This is a genomic window from Vulcanimicrobium alpinum (assembly GCF_027923555.1).
GTDB classification, from domain to species: domain Bacteria; phylum Vulcanimicrobiota; class Vulcanimicrobiia; order Vulcanimicrobiales; family Vulcanimicrobiaceae; genus Vulcanimicrobium; species Vulcanimicrobium alpinum.
The window spans coordinates 3235120-3252941 of record NZ_AP025523.1 but is presented as its reverse complement, the minus strand read 5'-3'; the positions used below and the strand labels follow the sequence as shown (position 1 = coordinate 3252941).

Annotated in this window: 15 protein-coding genes; 6 read left to right on the top strand and 9 right to left on the bottom strand. The window is 67.9% G+C overall.

Going from position 1 to position 17822, the window contains the following annotated elements:
* The first annotated feature begins 23 nt into the window (after window positions 1–23).
* The 4 genes from WPS_RS16685 to WPS_RS16670 are packed head-to-tail and all read left to right on the top strand — an operon-like array spanning window position 24 to window position 6589.
* Entirely contained in the window at window positions 24–749 is a 726-nt protein-coding gene (locus WPS_RS16685) for a GntR family transcriptional regulator (RefSeq protein WP_317995584.1), read from the top strand.
* Window positions 749–4384, top strand: coding sequence for a TonB-dependent receptor (locus WPS_RS16680; RefSeq protein WP_317995583.1), 3636 nt, complete (start codon window positions 749–751; stop codon window positions 4382–4384). Before WPS_RS16685 ends, WPS_RS16680 begins: the two co-directional genes overlap by 1 nt.
* A 7-nt stretch (window positions 4385–4391) precedes the next feature.
* Window positions 4392–5591 carry a hypothetical protein gene (locus WPS_RS16675; protein ID WP_317995582.1) on the top strand — a complete coding sequence of 400 codons (1200 nt, stop codon included), beginning with the start codon at window positions 4392–4394 and terminating at the stop codon, window positions 5589–5591.
* Window positions 5588–6589 (top strand): Gfo/Idh/MocA family protein, encoded by a 1002-nt coding sequence (locus WPS_RS16670; RefSeq protein WP_317995581.1) that lies wholly within the window; start codon window positions 5588–5590, stop codon window positions 6587–6589. The genes WPS_RS16675 and WPS_RS16670 overlap by 4 nt, the downstream gene beginning before the upstream one ends.
* Here the strand turns inward: WPS_RS16670 and WPS_RS16665 are convergent.
* Window positions 6582–6971: a cupredoxin domain-containing protein gene (locus WPS_RS16665; protein WP_317995580.1), complete on the bottom strand. Its 390-nt coding sequence runs from the start codon at window positions 6969–6971 to the stop codon at window positions 6582–6584. The two genes, WPS_RS16670 and WPS_RS16665, sit on opposite strands and share 8 nt — an antisense overlap.
* Before the next feature lie 121 nt (window positions 6972–7092).
* Between WPS_RS16665 and WPS_RS16660 the strand changes: the two genes are divergently transcribed.
* Both WPS_RS16660 and WPS_RS16655 read left to right on the top strand, forming a co-directional pair.
* The gene (locus WPS_RS16660; protein WP_317995579.1) at window positions 7093–8319 is read left to right on the top strand and encodes a hypothetical protein; all 1227 of its coding nucleotides are present in this window, start codon (window positions 7093–7095) and stop codon (window positions 8317–8319) included.
* Window positions 8320–8404: 85 nt separating this feature from the next.
* Window positions 8405–11143 carry a TonB-dependent receptor gene (locus tag WPS_RS16655; protein ID WP_317995578.1) on the top strand — a complete coding sequence of 913 codons (2739 nt, stop codon included), beginning with the start codon at window positions 8405–8407 and terminating at the stop codon, window positions 11141–11143.
* A gap of 6 nt (window positions 11144–11149) precedes the next feature.
* On the opposite strand, the gene WPS_RS16650 is transcribed toward WPS_RS16655, so the two are convergent.
* From WPS_RS16650 to WPS_RS16615, 8 genes are all read right to left on the bottom strand, one after another.
* On the bottom strand, window positions 11150–12295 hold the full coding sequence (locus WPS_RS16650) for a metallophosphoesterase family protein (protein WP_317995577.1): 1146 nt from the start codon (window positions 12293–12295) through the stop codon (window positions 11150–11152).
* Window positions 12296–12381: 86 nt separating this feature from the next.
* A complete protein-coding gene (locus WPS_RS16645; RefSeq protein WP_317995576.1) occupies window positions 12382–12648 on the bottom strand; it encodes an alkaline phosphatase family protein in 267 nt (88 codons plus the stop codon).
* A complete protein-coding gene (locus WPS_RS16640) occupies window positions 12645–12830 on the bottom strand; it encodes a hypothetical protein (RefSeq protein ID WP_317995575.1) in 186 nt (61 codons plus the stop codon). Before WPS_RS16640 ends, WPS_RS16645 begins: the two co-directional genes overlap by 4 nt.
* A gap of 26 nt (window positions 12831–12856) precedes the next feature.
* Window positions 12857–13261 carry an alkaline phosphatase family protein gene (locus WPS_RS16635; RefSeq protein ID WP_317995574.1) on the bottom strand — a complete coding sequence of 135 codons (405 nt, stop codon included), beginning with the start codon at window positions 13259–13261 and terminating at the stop codon, window positions 12857–12859.
* Window positions 13262–13412: 151 nt separating this feature from the next.
* Window positions 13413–14819 carry an NAD(P)(+) transhydrogenase (Re/Si-specific) subunit beta gene (locus WPS_RS16630; RefSeq protein WP_317995573.1) on the bottom strand — a complete coding sequence of 469 codons (1407 nt, stop codon included), beginning with the start codon at window positions 14817–14819 and terminating at the stop codon, window positions 13413–13415.
* Window positions 14816–15136, bottom strand: a complete 321-nt coding sequence (locus WPS_RS16625) for an NAD(P) transhydrogenase subunit alpha part 2 (protein WP_317995572.1) — start codon at window positions 15134–15136, stop codon at window positions 14816–14818. Before WPS_RS16625 ends, WPS_RS16630 begins: the two co-directional genes overlap by 4 nt.
* The gene (locus WPS_RS16620; RefSeq protein ID WP_317995571.1) at window positions 15133–16275 is read right to left on the bottom strand and encodes a Re/Si-specific NAD(P)(+) transhydrogenase subunit alpha; all 1143 of its coding nucleotides are present in this window, start codon (window positions 16273–16275) and stop codon (window positions 15133–15135) included. Before WPS_RS16620 ends, WPS_RS16625 begins: the two co-directional genes overlap by 4 nt.
* 305 nt (window positions 16276–16580) lie before the next feature.
* Window positions 16581–17792: an acyltransferase family protein gene (locus WPS_RS16615; RefSeq protein WP_317995570.1), complete on the bottom strand. Its 1212-nt coding sequence runs from the start codon at window positions 17790–17792 to the stop codon at window positions 16581–16583.
* Window positions 17793–17822: the final 30 nt, after the last annotated feature.

The window sequence follows — 17822 nt, the reverse complement described above, 5'->3', positions numbered from 1 at the left end:
GGTTACTGTCCGGCTACGGCAGATTGTTAACCGTTGACAGTTTGCAATCCTCGGAGTCTCGCGTTTTGGCTTCTCTGGACAAGGACGCTCTCGGCGAACTGGCCATCCCTCTGCGGCGGAGTCTTTCGGACGACGTCGTCGATCGGTTGCGCTCGGCGATCATCCGAGGCGAGTTCGGCCCCGACCAGCGTCTGAGCGAAGCGGCCCTGGCCGATGCGTTCGGCGTGAGCCGCGGGCCGATCCGCGAAGCCCTCACGCAGCTCGAACGCGAGGGCCTGCTCAAGGTGGAGCGGCACCGGGGCGCGCGGGTGACGCGCCTCTCTAAGGAAGACATCGACGAGATCTACTCCCTGCGTACCGTAATGGAGCGGCTCGCGATCGAGCGCGCGGCGCGGTTCGCCGACGAGGATGATTTCGCCGCGATGGAAGGCGTCGTCGAAGAGCTCAAGGCCGCCGTGGCGGCCAGCGACGCGCGCCGCACCGTCGAACTCGACGCCGCTTTTCACGACCTCGTCTATCGGGCCGCGCGCCATTCGCGGCTCTATCTGGCGTGGTCGGCACTGCGTCCCCAAATTGAGACCTTTCTTCACTCGCGCTCGACCGACACGCAAGACTATTTCACCAAGGCGCTGCACGAACACGTCGCGCTGCTCAAGATCATCCGCGCGCGTGAACCCGAACGCGCGATCGAGATGATCGAAGAGCACCTGCGCACCGCGTACGTGCGGCTCTCGGAGATGCAGCCCTGATGATGACGGTCGGAACTCAGGAGACTTTCGTGCGCCATCCGCGTCCTCTCGCGTCGCTGATCGCCGTCGCGCTGCTGTTCGCGCTGCTCGTCCCCGGGACGAGCGCCTTCGCCGGGACGACCGGCTCGCTCAGCGGCTCGATCGTCGATGCGACCACGCATCAGCCGCTTGCCGGTGCGAGCGTCACCGTTGCGAGCCCGTCGCAAACGGCGGCGACGACGACCGACGCCGGAGGCAGCTTCACGTTCCTCTCGCTCGCTCCGGACACGTACGCGTTGACCGCCGTGAAAGCCGGGTATCAGAATGTCGTCGGCAGCGGGATCACCATCAACGCCGACCAATCGCTGCGCCTCGACTACACTGCGGTCAAGACGCTGCAGACGATCGGCAACGTGCGCAGCCGTGCGTCGTCGAGCCTGGTGCGTGCCGGAACGGTGACCGACACGTACTCCGTGAACGCCGCGACGCAGGAGCGCATCGCGGGGTTGGGCGGCGGCGGGTCGCTGAACCAAGCGTATTCCGCGCTCGCCGCGACGCCGGGCGTCTTCGTCCCGTCGGGTCAGAACGGCTGGTCGCAAATGGCCGGCGTCGTGATCCGCGGCGGCACGCACAGCCAGATCGGCTACGAGTTCGACGGCATCCCCGTCAACGTCGGCGTGAACGGCTTCCCCGGCAACAACCTTTCGACGCTGGGTCAGCAGGAAGCGCAAGTCTACGCCGGCTCGGCGCCGGCGAACTCCGAGTCGCAAGGTCTCTCCGGATTCATCAACCAGGTCATCAAGACGGGCACGTCGCCGGGCAGCATCACCTTCGACGGCGGCCTCGGGACGCCGGTCTTCTATCACAAAGGTTCGTTCGAAGTGAGCGGCGCGTCGAAAGACCGTTCGATCTCGTACTACGCGGGGACGCTCGGCGCGAATCAGGCGTTCCGCTTGGTCGACAACTTCAACGGCGCATCGTACACGAGCCGGTACGGGTACGGCTACGACGTCCTGCCGTGCGGCGCCAATGCCGCCTATGCGGCGTGCTACAACGCGGGCAACGGCCTCTTCACCCCGGGCGGACTGCAGGTGGGCGCCGACGGCTTCCGGCTCGCGCCGGTGAACTACCTCGCGCCGGCCTACAACCAGGATCGCGAGACGATCGTCAACCTGCACTTCGGGATCCCGCACAAGAAAGACGGCGCGCGCGACGACGTGCAACTGCTCTATCAGACCGGCAACATCGCTTCGTCGATCTACGACTCGGCGAACGACCTCGGCGTCGCGCCGTACCCGTTCGCGACCGGCAACATCTACACCGGCGCCGTCGGAACGCTGCTGCCCTCGAACTACCAGTCGCTGGTGCAGCCCTATTACTTCCCCGGCGTGCGGTTCGGGACGATCCCCGCGTCGCTGCGCGATCTTCAGCAGAACGGTCAGACGATCGCGAAGGTGCAGTACCAGCACAACTTCGGGAGCAGCGCGTACCTGCGCGTCTACGGCTACTCGCTGTATTCGTACTTCCTCTTCGACGCACCGAACGGCACGTCGTCGCCCGCGTCGGGGTTCCTCGGTGAACCGCCGGACTACAAGCTCTGGACGCACACCAGCGGCTACAGCGCCGAGTTCGCCGATCAGATCACCTCGAAGCACCTCATTCAGGCGCAGGCCTCGTACGGGCACGCGCCGTCGGTGCGCGACAACAACACGGCCTGGGCGACCGGGAAGGGCGCGCCGTTCGCCTACGCGGTCGACTCGACCAACCCGACGAGCGGCGTGTGCTACAACGTCGCGAGCGGAGCCGGGCTGGTCGCGGCACCGGTGCCCTGCGCGCGCGGCGTCTCGACGAACGTCACCTACGGGAACGCGGCGGCGCCCCGGACGCTGACGGGCTACACCTGCGGCAGCGGGCCGTGCGCGTACTACGTCGCCGACAACGGCAACTCGGGCGCGTTCAACACCGTCGTCCTGAACACGACGGCCGGGAGTCTGAGCGACCAGTGGAAGCCGACCGACCGCCTCACGCTCGATTTCGGCGCGCGCTACCATCAGTATCGCGTCGTCGGCGCCGATACGACCGGCGGTGCCAGAACGTTCTGGTTCAACGCGTACAACACCGCGTATTGCGTCAACGCCGCGCCGGGCAACACGCCATTCCGCAAGTCGAACATCAACCTGCCGTGCTCGTCGTACAACGCCGCCGGGCAGACCTTCGTCGGGCCGAACATGACGAACGCGCCGGCGAACTACACGTTCACCGAATGGGAGCCGCGGATCGGTGCGACCTTCACCGTCGATCCCAACACCGTGCTGCGCGCAAGTTACGGCAAGTACAGCCAGCCGCCGCCGACCGCGTTCCAGCAGTACAACACGCACCAGCAGAACCTGCCGGCGTACCTCGCGCAGCGCTTCTACAAGTACGGCTACACCGGGTCGGGTCACAACATCCCGCCGCAGGAGTCGTACAACACCGACCTCTCGCTCGAGCACGCGCTGCAGGGGACCGACATCTCGTTCAAGCTCACCCCGTTCTATCGGACCACGAAAAACGAGCTCACCGAATTCTTCATCGATCCGGTGAACCAGTTGACGTCGGGCCTGCCGGTCGGCTCGCTGACCTCGAAAGGCCTGGAGTTCCAATTGCGTAAGGGCGCGTTCGAACGCGACGGCCTCTCCGCGCTGCTTTCCTACACCTACACCGACGCGCGGATCAAGTACTACAAACTTCCGGGCGGGGGTTCGATCCTCTCGCCGATCAACAACGACATCCAGGCGTACAACGCGTACACGTCGTTCTGCGCGAGCAACGCGAGCGATCCGCGCTGCGGCGTCACCTCGTCGGGTGCGGTTGCCGCGCCGTGCTACAGTGCGGCCGGGAACGGCGGGACGTGCGGCACGGTCGACGCCAAAGGCAACGCGATCAACGTCGCCAACCCGTACTGGAACGCGCCGGTGCAGGGGTTGTTCGATCCTGCCGCGTCGTACTGGCCGACCGACCCGGTCGTCGCGACGACGGGGCTGGGGATCAACGGCTACACCGTCCCGCACGTGCTGACGCTCGTGCTCAACTACCGCAAGCACGGGTTCGCGATCACGCCGTCGCTGCAGCTGCAGGCCGGACAGCGGTACGGCGCGCCCGAGGCCAACGCCGGCATCGATCCGGCCGGCGGCTGCGGTGCGCTCGCGTCATCGGTCACCGGCGATCCGCGCTATCCGTACGGCGCCGTCGGCGGCTCGCCGTTCGACGCGACGACCTGCACCGCGGCGCTCAACGCGATCCCCAACACGTTCACGCGGAAGTTCGACGACATCGGCGCGTTCCGCTCGCCGACCCAGCTCCTCGGGAGCCTGACGATGTCGTACGACTTCAACAAGCGCGCCGGCGTTACGGTGACGATGGCGAACATCATCAACCAGTGCTTCGGCGGCTCGCAGACTGCGTGGACGGGCGCCGCGACGCCGCACGTCTGCAGCTACATCAGCGGTGAGATCTCGCGCATCAACGCGCCGGTCGGCAACGCGTACAATCCCGGCTCGACGTTCCAGAACGTCGCGCAGTATCCGTACACACCGTATCTGGGCGCGTACACGATGGGTGTCGTGAATCCGAGCGCTCCCTTCGCAGTGTACGCGGACTTCCACATCAAAATCTGAGGCGACCATGACCACCGCACTCCAGGCGCGGGCCGACCGCGCCCTGGGGCGACGGCTCGCCGAGATCACGCTGGGCGTCGACGCACTCGAAACGAGTGCGGCCGGCGCCGCCGGCGTGCGCTCGGAGCGCTTCGTCCCGATCTTCAACGGCGCCGGCCTCATCGAGCCGGCGCGCTTCGCATCGTTCGCCGAGGCGATCGCCGCGCTCGACGCCCTCGCCGCCGAGGTCGCCGCGCTCCCCGAGGGGCGGCGGAAGACCTTTCTGACCGCGATGGTGCGCTCCGTGCGCGCCGCGGCGCGCATCTTCTCCGGCGAATCGCTCTCGCTCGCGGAACGGCTGACCGAGCACGTCGCTGTTCCCGCCGGTCCCGTTCCCGACGAGACGATCGCGTCGATTCATGCCGAGCTCGATCGCCTGATGACCAAGCGCGGCTACGTGCGCGGAGCGCTCGCCGAGCGCGTCGAGCGCTGGGAGGCGGAGACGCACGTCGACGTCGCCGATATCCCGCGCGTCTACGACGAACTGCTTGCAACGGCGAAAGCGCGCACCGACGCGCTGGTGTTCGATACCGGCGATTACACGATGCCGCTCAACGCGCAGCGCGCCGTTCCCTACGCCGCCCGCTGCTCGTTCGACGAGGGGCATATGGATATCAACCTCGACGTGCCGTGGAGCCGCTCGGGGATCAAGCACCTCGTCTGCCACGAAGTGTTCCCCGGGCACTCGACGCAATTGCTCTCGACGCGTCGTGCGGTCGAGACGGGAAAGAGTGCGGCCGACGCGCTGCTGTGCACGGTGAACGGTGCGCCCGGAAGCGTGCAGGAGGGGATCGGCGATCAGGGGATCGAGCTGATCGACTGGGTCGAGAGCGTCGACGACGCCGCGCACGTGCAGCTGCGCCGCCTGCAGACGGCGACCGGGACGAACGCCGCGTGGCACCGCAACGTCACCGGCTGGTCGCACGAACGCACCGTCGCATATTTCCGCGAGGTCGGTTTCGGCAGCGAGGCGTGGTCTGAACTGCGCACCGGCCGCGCCGAAGATCCATTCGACGCGCCGTTTCTTGCGTCGTACTGGTTCGGCAGCGAAGCGGTGCGCATCGTGCGTGAGCGGACACCGGCGGCGGCGCGGAGCGCGCTGCTGGCGACGCTCTATGACGAGCTCAACACGCCCGAATCGCTGCTGATGTTCGAGCCCCAGGCGTGAGCGAACGCCGCATCCGTTGGGGCGTGCTCAGCACGGCGAACATCGGCCTCAAACGCTTCATCCCCGGTGCGGCGGCGTCGCGCAACGGCGTCGTCACCGCGATCGCGAGCCGTGACGCGGCGCGCGCACGCGATGCCGCGACGCGTTTGGGGATCGCGCACGCCTACGGAAGCTACGAAGAGCTGCTCGCCGATCCCGAGATCGACGCGATCTACAACCCGCTCCCGAACAGCCTGCACGCGGAGTGGACGCTCGCGACGGCCTCCGCCGGAAAGCACGTGCTCTGCGAGAAGCCGCTCGCGATCGACGCCGCGCAGGCGCAGCAGATGATCGACGGCTGCCGCGAGCGAGGCGTCCTGCTGATGGAGGCGTTCATGTACCGTTTCCACCCGCAGCACGCGCGCGTGCGTGCGCTGCGCGATGCCGGCGCGATCGGCGAGCTGCGTGCGGTTCGTTCGGCGTTCACCTTTCAACTCGAACCGTTTCCGCCGCAGAACGTGCGTTTGCGCAGCGAACTCGCCGGCGGTGCCTTGATGGACGTCGGGTGCTACGCCGTCAACGCGGCGCGCATGCTCTTCGGCGAGGAGCCGCAGTGGGCGTCCGCGCAGTGGGATCACCGCGCCGAGTTCGGCGTCGAGGTGACGCTCGCCGGCGTCCTGGGTTTCTCCGATGCGCGGATGGCGGCGTTCGACTGCGGATTCCGCGCCTGGGGACAAGGGTCGTACGCCGCCGTCGGAACGCGCGGACAGATCGACGTCCCCAACGCGTTCGTCCCCAACGGAGAGACGACGATCGTCGTGAGCGACGGCAGCGGACGGCGGACGGAAACGGTGCCGGCCGTCGACCAGTACCAGCTCGAAGCCGAAGAATTCGCCGACGCGATTCTGAACGATCGTCCCTTGCGCATCCCGCCCGACGACGCGCTCGGCACGCTGCGCGCGATCGAAGCGCTGCGCGCATCGGCGCGCGCCGGTGGGGTGCGGACGGAGATCAGGTAACGACGATCGCGGCGTGCATCGCGTCGTTGTAGAAATGCGGCTTGCAGAAGTACGGGTACGTTCCGGCCGCTGCGAACGTGTGCGAGAAAGACCGGCCGGGCGCGAGGCCGGGAGAACTCGTCCAACGGCCGTCGTCGCCGGAGGCGCCGCTGGTCACGGTGTGAACGACATCGTCTTCGTTCGTCCAGATGACCGTGGTGCCGGCGGCGACGTGCAATTCCTTCGGCGTGAACGCAAGGTCTTTGATCCGCACGCGGGCGACCCGGCCGTGTGGTGACGTCGGTTTCCCGCCCGTCGCCGACGCCGAGGCCGGCGCTGCACCGAGTGCGGCGAGGCCGGCAAGGCCGGCGAGAAACGACGTTCGGGTGTGCTCGGCTTCCACGCGGTCGACGATAACGCGAGGTGCCGGCGAGCCGATGTATGCATCCTTACATCGCGCCGGGGCGCCCGGAAGGTATCATGCGGAACGTTTACCCCCTCCGCATAACGAGGCACCTTTTCCCGTGCATCTTTCACTCTCCCCGAGGCGCATCGGCGCCGCGGCGCTCGTCGCCGCGGCCGGTTTCGGCGCGGCCGCCTGGGGCATTTCCTCGCGCAGCGGTACGGCGCAGTCGCAATATCTCGCCGCCGACCACGTCGTGCTGAAGAACGCGCGCAATGTCGACGTCCGCAATCAGACGGCGGTGCTGCCGATTCACAAGGGCAGCTTCAACGGCAAGACGGTATGGTACATCCTCACCGACGCGTCGGACTTCGGCATCGCGCGCGACTTGGACGTGCACTACGCACCGAAGCTCGCGAACTTGCCGATCGGGTGCCCGGAGTGCGTCCAGCAGGTGACGCTCGGCAAGCCGAGCGGTAAATTCAACAACGACGCCGTCGTGAATTTCGCCGGCATCCCGGATTTTGCTCCGACGCGCATCTTCACGCCGGGCCCCGGCGGCTTTCCGCCCTCGAAAGCGCAGCCCGGCGCGGTCGGCGATGCAAAATATTCTCCGTATATCCGCATCGCAGGTTCACCGGTGATCTACAACGCACCGATCATCGCCGTGGGCGACGGTCCGTTCGACGTCGTCCATCATACGAACACCGCGGAACGCGTGCTGGCGATCGATACCAAACTCGATGACGACGGGCCGGAAGCGACGCTGCTGCTCGCGCGGGGCTTTGATTCAGGCCAGCCGATCCTATACCTCAGCACCGAGGCGTCGGATCCCGGCGCGGCCGCGGTCGAACGTGCGACGTACGTACCGCTGCTCGGCCATGCGGCATTCGCCAACGGCGACGACAATCTCGGCTCGGCGCGCGAACGCATCTTCGTGTTCCTCAACGGCCAGACGGGCAAGGACAATCCGGAGGCGCAAGGGCTGCAGTACGTCGCGAAAGACGGCAACCTCGATCGCGACGCGACGCTGGAAAATTCCGCAACGCTGGCAACCTCGCTGAACGTGCAAGGTGATTTCCCGTCGCTCGACGATCCGCGCCACGCCAACGCGTACAGCCCTCTGTGGGACGTGCAGTTGGGCGAATGGACGAAAGCGGCGATCGCCGAGCACAAGAACGTCCGCCAGACCGACGAGAACGAGATTCTCAACCTCGTCGGCCGCAATGCCCTCACCGGGCCGGGCGGTGCGGCGTACGGCTCGGTGTTCGTGGTGAACTGCCCGCCGGTGGCGTTCATCAACGAGCGGCCGACCAAAGACAAAGCCGACAACGTGTTCAATCGCTGATCCGCAGCGAACGCGCGGCGCGGTTGAGAGCGGCGGGGCGAGGAGGCGCCGTCGCTCCGCGCCCGAAACGATTCCACGCCAAGCGATGACGATGCGAACGACCTTGGACGTGCTGCAGTCCGTGCGGGTGCCGATCGTCGCGATCGTGCTCGCGCTGTCGGCGAGCGGCCGCGCCGTCGCGGCTGATGCGACGACGGGGATGATCGTCGGCCGCGTCGTCGGTGCCCAGGGACGCGCGCCCGTCCCGGGTACCGAGATCGTCGCCGCGTCGGCGGCGGGCCGATATCGCGCGCGCGGCGGGAGCGACGGCCGTTTCACGCTGGTCGGCGTCACGCCGGACACGTATACCGTCACCATCAGCGCGAACGGGTTCGCACCGTTGATCGTCGCCGCGCTCACGGTGCCGCCCGGCGCGAGCGTCCGCGTCGATGCGGCCCTCGTCCCGTCGCTTCGCGAGATCGGCCGCGTCGGCGCGCGTCCTGCTCCGGACGGCGTCGAGTTCGAACGCACCGAGGACGTGTTTCACGTCGGCGGCGAGCGCGCGCGCGGGCTCGCCGCGGCATCCTCGTCGGGCCTGGGGACGTACACCCAGGGGACCGTGCAGGCGGCCGTCGCTGCGGTCCCGGGCGTCCAGCAGGATCAGTTCGCCAACGTGATCCTGCAGGGCGGCAAAGTGCAGGACACCGTCTTCAGCTTCGACGGCGTCCCCGTGCCGCAGGCGCTGATCGCAGAGCCGGGCGGCAACGTGGTCGGCGCGCAGCTTGCGACGACGGGGACGCGCTGGACTACCGTGACGACGGGCGGCTTCTCCGGCTCGAGCAACCAAGGACTCTCGGGCGTGATCGATCAGATTCCGGCGACCGGCGGCTTCCCCGCAGTCACCACCGTCGAAATCGGCACGGGCGTCTCGACGAACGCGCGCAGCGTCGAGGTGGAATCGCGCTGGGCGACGCCGACGCTGCGGCAGCGCTACGCGCTCGACGTGCGGGCCGCGAACGAGCAGATCGCGTACGGCGACGGGCACACGTTCTATCCGGCCGAAGCCGGGACATACGGCTTGGCGCTCGCGCACCGCGCGACGTGGTCGGCGGCCGGCAACGCGCACGTGCGCGTGCGCCGCGACGACCTTTCCGTTTCGTTGCTTGCGGGGGCGGCGGCGTACGACCAATACGCCACGCCGTTTGCGGGGCAGACGTACGGCGCGTTCGACGGCGCGAACGGTTCGTATCCCGGCGAACCGTCGCCCGCGGCCGCGGTGACGACCCCTTCGCGGGTTCGCGGGACGTACGCCGTCGAGAAGATCGCCGATCTGCGCAGCTACGATCACGCGACGATGTCGCTGCAACTCTACGGCTCGCAATACGGCGCGCATACGGCCGCGCCGTACTTCGACGATCTGTCGTTTCCCAGCGGCGTCGTCTCGTACTTCGGCGGCCAGAACAGCGCGCTGTTCGGCGCCGGGCTCGACGTGCAGAACGTTGCAAGCGAACGGCACGAACTCCGTTACGGCGGCGACCTGCGGCGGCAGACGTCGTTGATCGATCAGCTCGTCCCGACCTTCGACGAGCACGTCACCGCTCAACCGGTCCTCGGCTCGTACCTCGCGTATGCGTCGGATCGCTGGACGCCGTCGACCGGGCGATCGCTCACCGCGACGCTCCGTGCCACTGGCACGCGCGTAGTCCGCAGCGACGGGAACCGATACTCCGTCTCCGCCCTCGACCCGCACCTCGGGTTCAACCTGCGACTGAGCGGAACGCTCGGAGTCTTCGCATCGTTCGATCGCACGACGCAAGCGCCCAACCCGCTCGAAACCGAACGCAACGATGCCGCCGCGCCGGCGCGGTTCGCCCCGCTCGCGCCGGAATCCGGCACCACGTACGAAGCGGCCCTCGAGCAGCAAGGACTGCTGCGCGCGCGCATCACGTATTTCGCCAAGTCGGAGACGAACCTCGTCGACGTGCTACCCGCCGATTTCCGCAGCGCGCTCGCAGCCGGGACGCGTCCGAGCGGCGTCGGCATCCCGACCAATGCCGGAAGCCTGCGGGTGCGCGGCCTTGAGTTCGCGCTCTCCGGCGGCGCCCTCACGGTGTCGGCGACGTATCTGCGCGGCATGTCGTCGAGTGCCGCCCAGTTCGGCTACAGCAATCTCAACGCACCGGCGGTCGCCGCCGGACATCGCTTTCCGCTCGGCTACGCCCCGGATCTCTCCGCCGTCGCATCCTACGCCGCCCGGATCGGCGCACGCATCACCGTCACGCCGTCGCTCTCGTATCAGAGCGGGTATCCGTACGGCAACGGTACGAAGGTGTGGATCTTCGATCCGCACACCGGGCGTCCGGCGCACGTCCCCAACGACAACTATGTGAACCGCGGATACAACTACTGCTTTCTGCGGGATCCGGCGAAGCCGTACGACGCGGCGACGAATCCCTACATCGGCACGCTCGGGACGCCGGAGGGCGACGATCCGAACACGTTGCGTTCGACGCCGAGGCTTCTCGCCTCGCTGCACGTTCGCGCCGGCCTCGGGCGCAAGGCGGCGCTCGTCGTCGATATCGTAAACCTGTTCGCCGACGCCGCGCCGACGGCGTATCAGGGCAATCCCTACCTCATCGGACCGCCCGGCTACGGCGGCGGAGACCCCGCGTACGCCGCGGCGTACGGGAAAGCGTACAACGGCGCGTACGCGCTGGGCAACGGCGTCCCGACCAACGACGGCCGGACGCCCGCGGTGCCGTGGCGCTACGGCACGGCGGGGTATGTGCCGTCGTCGTATCCGAACGCGCGCGCCGTGACTATGCGCCTGCAAGTTCAGCGCTGAACGCGCTCACTCGACGCGCTCGCAGTGCACGCTGCGTTTCGCGAGGACGCAGACCGCGCGTTCGACGCCGCCCGGATCGCGCAGCGAGACGGTCCAGCCGGCGTTCGTACGCCGGTAGACGCCGAAGCCGAAGCGCGCCTCGCCGAACGGCGTTCCGGCCGCATGGAGTTTGCCCATCGCCAGACCGAGGAAGCTCGCATAGTTCAGATCGAGGCGCGTGCCGCCTTCGCCGTTGATCACCAGCGGCGGCTGACCGTCAACGTCGACGGCGCCGAAGAGGTGGATGTGGCCGGAGAGCACCGCATCGAACGGTTGCAGCGCGTCGCCCATCGCGTCGCGCTCGTCGCCGTTCGTGTACGGCGGACGATGCGTGACGAACCACGCTTCGCTTGCTCCGATGGCGAGCGCGCGCGCCTGCGCGAACTGCCGCCGGTAGATCGGACCATGATCGTCGTTGACGCCTTGATCTTCGGCGACGGCAGAGTCGAACGCGACGATGCGCAGCGTGCCGAGATCGACGGCGTACGGGTCGGTCGTGTCCTTGCACGCCGTGCTCGCGTGCGGGTCCAGGTAGCGGAACCATCCCGGTCCGTTGCGTGAGCACTCCTCGTGGTTGCCGCGCAGCATCAGCATCGGCGCGTTCGCGAAGATCGGCGCGGCGGGGCGTAGCCAGTCCGCCTGCCACGCGAAGGCGTTGTCGCCGTGCGGACTTCCCGAGCAGGCGGAGAGCGCGGGGCACGCGCGCTCGCGGTACAGATAGTCGCCGACGTGGATGACGAGATCCGGATGCAGCGCCGCGATCGCGCGCGCGTTGGCGGGGAGCGGCCACGCCGACGGATCGTTGCAGCCCTGCGCGAGCACGAGCGAGATGCGGCAGCCGGTATCGCCGAGCACGACGATCGTGCGCGGATCGTGCGCGGGCGCCGGAAGCGCGCGCGCGTCGACGGCGACGCGCTTCGCGTCCTTGGGGATCGCGACGTCGCACACGACGTCGTCGAAGCCCGGGCCGCCCGCAGCGCGCCGTTCCATCGCGAGCAGCTTCTCGTCGGCGCGCGCCGCCGGGCAGGCGGCGCCGCTCACGACCGCTCGGGCATGCGGTTCGCCGTCGGCGCCGTACTGCAGCCATGCTGAGAGGATCGTCGCGATCAGCATCCCCGTCTCTCTTGCACGCGCCGGCGGTTCGGCGCCTGTCGCGAGACCGATCAGAAGTCGGACGGACCGCTGTCGACGCCGAGCTGTTAGAAGTACGACAGGTCGACGTGCAGGGTCGCGACCGGCCGATACGCCGGCGGCGTCTGCTTGAAGTCGAAGCAGTCGGAGAGGTCGTCGGCGCGCAGGTCGGTCGTGCCGAGCGACGCGATCCCCAGACGCTTTTCGGTGAACTTCAGTAGCGAGCCGAACTCGTGCTCGACGTGCGAGACGTAGCCGTGCTTCGCCCACTTCGAGATCACCAGCAGCGGGACGCGCATCCTGAGACCGTCGCCGTCGAGCTGCGGCAGATTCACGTGATCGAACCAGCCGCCGAGGTCGCCTGCGCGTGATCGGTAGCGATGATCGGCGGATTGACCCACGCGACGTCGGGGAGCGTTCCTTGCTGCAGGTCGGTGAAGACGCGCCAGCCGGGGCCGACGATCCGGTTCGTCCAGTCGGGGCCGAAGCGGATGTGGCGGATCGCGTCGTACGGCAAGGTCGCGGCGGCAGTCTTCTTCTGCGTCAGACGGTAGTCGAGGAGAAACGTGTAGTACAGCCACCGCTTACCGGCGGTCTCGACGCGTCGCCGAGCGTGGTCGTATCGAAGCACGGAAACTCGCTGCCGATGATGTTCGACGGCCTCGCGTCGTCGTGCACGGGAACGATCGTTCCGGCCGGCGCATGGCAGCCCCAGATCAGTGGATCCGTTGGATCGTCCGCCTCCTTGTGCGATGTGCCGGCGACGAGGAAGACACGGCTGGGATAACTGGGACCTGTTTGCGACGCGAACATGGGGTCGGCGATGATGAACCGCGAAGCGACGTCCCAGTAAGTCCGCGTCTGGGCGCGCGGGACGTACCCGTACGGATAGAGCGGATCGGGCGGCAGGCCGAAACAGTTGGTCGGCGTGGTGTCGAAGCCGTCCATCTTACCGCCGTCTCAATCGTTCACCCACGCGCCGTGCGAAATGATCGGGTCGCAGGGCGCTTCGAACGGCGTCGGCCGCAGCGCGACCGGCGTGCCGAGATGCGTCGTACCGCTCGCGATGCCGGAATTTCGTAAGAAAACATCAACCCCGCTAGAGGGCTTTGACTCCCGAGACGACGCCGTCGATCGATTTTTTCGCGTCGCCGAAGAGCATCACGGTCTTCGGGTCGTCGAAGAGCGGGTTGTCGATGCCGGCGAAACCGGAGTTCATCGAGCGCTTGAGGACCACGACGTTCGCCGCCTTGTCGACGTTGAGGATCGGCATCCCGTAGATCGGGCTCGTTTTGTCTTCGCGCGCCGCGGGGTTCGTCACGTCGTTGGCGCCGACGACGAGCGCGACGTCGGTGCGGTCGAACTCGGGGTTGATGTCGTCCATGTCGTAGAGCGACGTGTATGGCACGTTCGCTTCTGCGAGCAGGACGTTCATGTGGCCCGGCATCCGTCCCGCGACCGGATGGATCGCGTACTTCACCTCGACGCCCTTTTTCTCGAGCTGATCGGCGAGCTCGCGGATCGAGTGCTGCGCCTGCGCGACCGCCATCCCGTAGCCGGGGACGACGATCACCTGGTTCGCGTACGCGAGCATCGCCGCGACGTCGTCGGCACTGACGCTGCGCACGTTCTGCTGTTTCGCCGCAGCGCCCGCCGCGCTCGCCTTCACCGCGCCGAACGCGCCGAAGAGCACGTTGGTGACGGAGCGGTTCATCGCCTTGCCCATCAGGAATGTCAGCAGCGTACCGGACGCGCCGACGAGCGCGCCGCTGATGATCAAGACGTTGTTCCCGAGCACGAACCCGGTCGACGCCGCGGCCAGGCCGGTGAACGAGTTCAGCAATGAGATCACGACGGGCATATCCGCGCCGCCGATCGGGAGCACGAACAGGATCCCCAGCGCGAACGACGCGGCCAAGGCGATCCAGAAATATTCCAGCGAGTTGGGGGCATTGCCGACGACGAGGCCCCAGCACACCAAGATTGCGAGCGCGATGAGCGCGTTGACGATCTGCTGGCCGGGATAGGTGATCGGGCGCCCCGTCATCAGCTCCTGCAGTTTCAAAAACGCGACGATCGAGCCGGCGAACGACACCGCGCCGATGACCGCGGAAAGCACCGAGGTAAACGAGACGTCGTACGCCGGCGTCTGTCCGGCGTTGTAGACCTTCAGCAGTTCGCCGGCCGCGACGAGTGCGGCCGCGCCGCCGCCCGCGCCGTTGAAGATCGCGACCATCTGCGGCATCGCGGTCATCTTCACGCGCTGCGCCGAGATGATCCCGATCGCGGCGCCGACGACGAGCGCCGCGCCGATCACCCACCAGTTCACGATCCCCTGGCTGAGCGTCGCGACGACCGCAATCAGCATCCCGATCGCACTGACGCGATTTCCCTGGCGCGCCGTCTTCGGCGAGCTCAGGTACCGCAGGCCGAAGATGAAGCAGATCGACGTCACGAGGTAGGCGACGTCGACCCAGATCGGCGTCGCGGTTTCGGTCGCGGTCATCGCGCACCGTCCGCGTCGGACTTCGGCGCGGCAGGCGCTCTGGGCCGGAACATCTGCAGCATCCGTTCGGTGACGGTGTAGCCGCCGAAGACGTTGAGCGACGCCAGCAGGACCAAGATGAAGCCGACGATCGCGTTGAACGGCGCGTCGGCGACGCCGGCGACGAGGATCGCGCCGACCAGCACGATCCCGTGGATCGCGTTGGTGGCCGACATCAGCGGCGTGTGCAGCGTGGTCGGCACTTTCGAGATGACCTCGAGCCCGACGAAGACGGCCAGGATGAAGACCGTCAGTTCGGTCAGCAGGTGCGCGGTCACACGACTCCTCCGGGTGCGGCAAGGGCGGACTTCGTTGGCTCGTGCACGATCTCGCCGGCGCGCACGATCACCGCGCCGCGCGCGATCTCGTCGTTGGCATCGAGCGCGAGCCGCTCGTCACGATAAAGGTACGTCAGCAACGCCTGGACGTTGCGCGCGTAGAGCTGGCTCGCATGCGTCGGAACGGTCGCCGGAAGGTTGACCGCGCCGATGATGCTCACCCCGCCCTCGCTGACGATCGTCTGACCGGCGCGAGTGAGCTCGCAGTTCCCGCCCGTCTCGGCCGCGAGATCGACGATCACGCTGCCGGGAGCCATCGCCGCGACCGCATCAGCCGTCACCAGCACCGGCGCCTTGCGCCCGGGGACGGCGGCGGTCGTGATCACGACGTCGCTCCCGCCGATCGCTTTCACCATCGCCGCGCGCTGGATCGCGATCTCCTCGGGCGTCAGCTCGCGCGCGTAGCCGCCTTGCCCGGTCGCCTCCACCCCGGCGATCTCGAGGAACTTCGCGCCCAGCGACTGCACTTGTTCTTTCACGGCGGACCGCGCGTCGTACCCCGTGACGATCGCGCCGAGACGCCGCGCGGTGCCGATCGCCTGCAGCCCGGCGACGCCGGCGCCGATCACGAGGACCTTTGCGGGCTGAACCGTCCCCGCCGCCGTGGTGAGCATCGGGAAGTACTTCGGCAGCGCTTCGGCGGCGAGGACGACGGCTTTGTAGCCGCCGATCGAGGCCTGCGAGGAGAGCGCGTCCATCGCTTGCGCGAGCGTCGTGCGCGGGATGAGCTCCATCGCGAGCGCCGAGATGCCGCGCTGCGCGTAGCGTTCGACCGACCGCGGGTCGCCCAGCGGCGCCAGCAGACCGACGAGCGTCGCGCCCGCGGGGATCGCGGCGACTTCGGCGTCGTCGGGCTTCGCAACGCGCGCGACGACGTCGGCGCCGGCGTAGACCGCGGCGCCGTCCGCGATCGCGGCGCCGGCTTTCGCGTACGCGTCGTCGGGATAGAACGCGGCGGCCCCGGCGCCGCGCTCGACCGTGATGGCGTGACCGCCGCCGATCAATTTCGCGATGACGTCGGGGACGAGCGCGACGCGGTGTTCTCCGGGCGCCCGTTCCTTCGGGACGGCGATCTTCATGCGACCCATATCGCACTTGGACGCCGCCGCTCCTTCGGCAAGCAAGCCCGCCGCGCGTCGCCGCGCGGCGGTCGTGCCCGTGTCGCTGCTGTGCCGTCCCTCCCGCGACTCCGGAGGACCTTCAGGCGATCGCGCTACGGAAAGGTCGAAAACGCTCGCGACGCCGGACGACTCTCGCAGTTCTACCCGCGCACGTTCCCACTCACGCGAGCATGCGCCCCGTCACGCGGCCGCTGAGGCGACGTCACGCTGAGCTTGTCGAAGCGCCGCCGATGCCGTGCACTCAGGGGACGCTTCGTCGCATTTCACGACTGCGGCGGCGCTTCGACAAGCTCAGCGTGACGTTGCTCGGCGTGACGTCGTTGGGCGGCGCGCGATCGCCGCGTTTCGAATCTCTTGCCCCAGCGCATCAGCGGATGCTCGAACGCGTACGTCAGTGCGGCGGAGATCGCTATCGCGGCCGGGATCGCGACGAACCAGAAGGCGATCTGCCACACGCGATCGTCGTGCGGATCGGCGGTCGCGATCGGCGGCACGTGCAGCCGCTCGAGCTCGCGAGCGATCGGCTGATGCCAAAGGTACAGATTGTACGAGATCGCCGCGAGGAAGAGCAGCGCGGGGTTCGCCAGCACGCGCTGAAACGCGCGTATCGCGAAGAGCGAGCCCAAAGCCGCCGCCAGCGCCGCGAGCGCGAGCGCCGGCCGCAGATACGGTTCCGAGCGGTTCGGCCACTCGGGATCGAACCGGTGATCGTAGTACGCGCCGGCGACCGCGACGATCCCCGCCAGCCCCGCGATCGAGAGTGCCGTGAACGCCCACGTGCGACGCGCGATCGTCGGGCGGTGCAGCGCGATCGCGGTGTACGCCCACGCGCCGGCCATCCCGGCGGCGAAGAAATCGAGATACGCCGGCAGCTGCTGCATCCGTTGCGAGAGGAAATAGTGATCGCTCGCCACGCACCAAGCGCGCCAGCCGATCGCGACCGCGAGCATCGCGAGCGCGACCATCGCCGGTCGTCGCACGAACGCATATGCAATCGGTGGGAACAGCACGTAGAACTGCACCTCCGTGCCCAGCGACCACATGACGCCGTCGATCGAACCGCTGGTCGCGGCGAACCAGTCGTGCACGAAGAGCAGGTGGAACGCGACGTCGCGCAGCGCCGCGAGCGCGTTCGGATACGTTTGGTACCCGATTGCGATCAGCGCCGCGATGCAGAGCACGTACGACGGCACGATCTTGAAGAACCGCCGCAGGACGAACTGCCGCAGCGACGGCGGCGGCATGCGCTCCGCATGCGCCTGCGCGTACGGCAGCATCAGCACGAAGCCGGAGATGAAGAAGAACAGCGCGACGCCGATGAAGCCGGTCTCTGCGAGCGGCTGCAGCGAGAGGTTGACGACGGGAATGACCGCGCTTTGCCAGGTGATCTGCCAGACGTGAAACCAGACGACCAGCAGGATCGCGATCCCGCGGAGTCCGTCGATCGTGGCGAACCGGCCGCTGCGCGTGCGCACGTGCGGCGTTTAGCGCGCGGGGGCGCCGCT

What these genes read in the sequence shown, in the direction of transcription:
- WPS_RS16680 (WP_317995583.1), top strand. Translation starts at nt 749, where the DNA reads ATGATGACGGTCGGAACTCAGGAGACTTTCGTGCGCCATCCGCGTCCT.
- WPS_RS16675 (WP_317995582.1), top strand. Translation starts at nt 4,392, where the DNA reads ATGACCACCGCACTCCAGGCGCGGGCCGACCGCGCCCTGGGGCGACGG.
- WPS_RS16655 (WP_317995578.1), top strand. Translation starts at nt 8,405, where the DNA reads ATGACGATGCGAACGACCTTGGACGTGCTGCAGTCCGTGCGGGTGCCG.
- WPS_RS16650 (WP_317995577.1), bottom strand. Translation starts at nt 12,295, where the DNA reads ATGCTGATCGCGACGATCCTCTCAGCATGGCTGCAGTACGGCGCCGAC.
- WPS_RS16635 (WP_317995574.1), bottom strand. Translation starts at nt 13,261, where the DNA reads ATGGACGGCTTCGACACCACGCCGACCAACTGTTTCGGCCTGCCGCCC.
- WPS_RS16630 (WP_317995573.1), bottom strand. Translation starts at nt 14,819, where the DNA reads ATGACCGCGACCGAAACCGCGACGCCGATCTGGGTCGACGTCGCCTAC.
- WPS_RS16620 (WP_317995571.1), bottom strand. Translation starts at nt 16,275, where the DNA reads ATGAAGATCGCCGTCCCGAAGGAACGGGCGCCCGGAGAACACCGCGTC.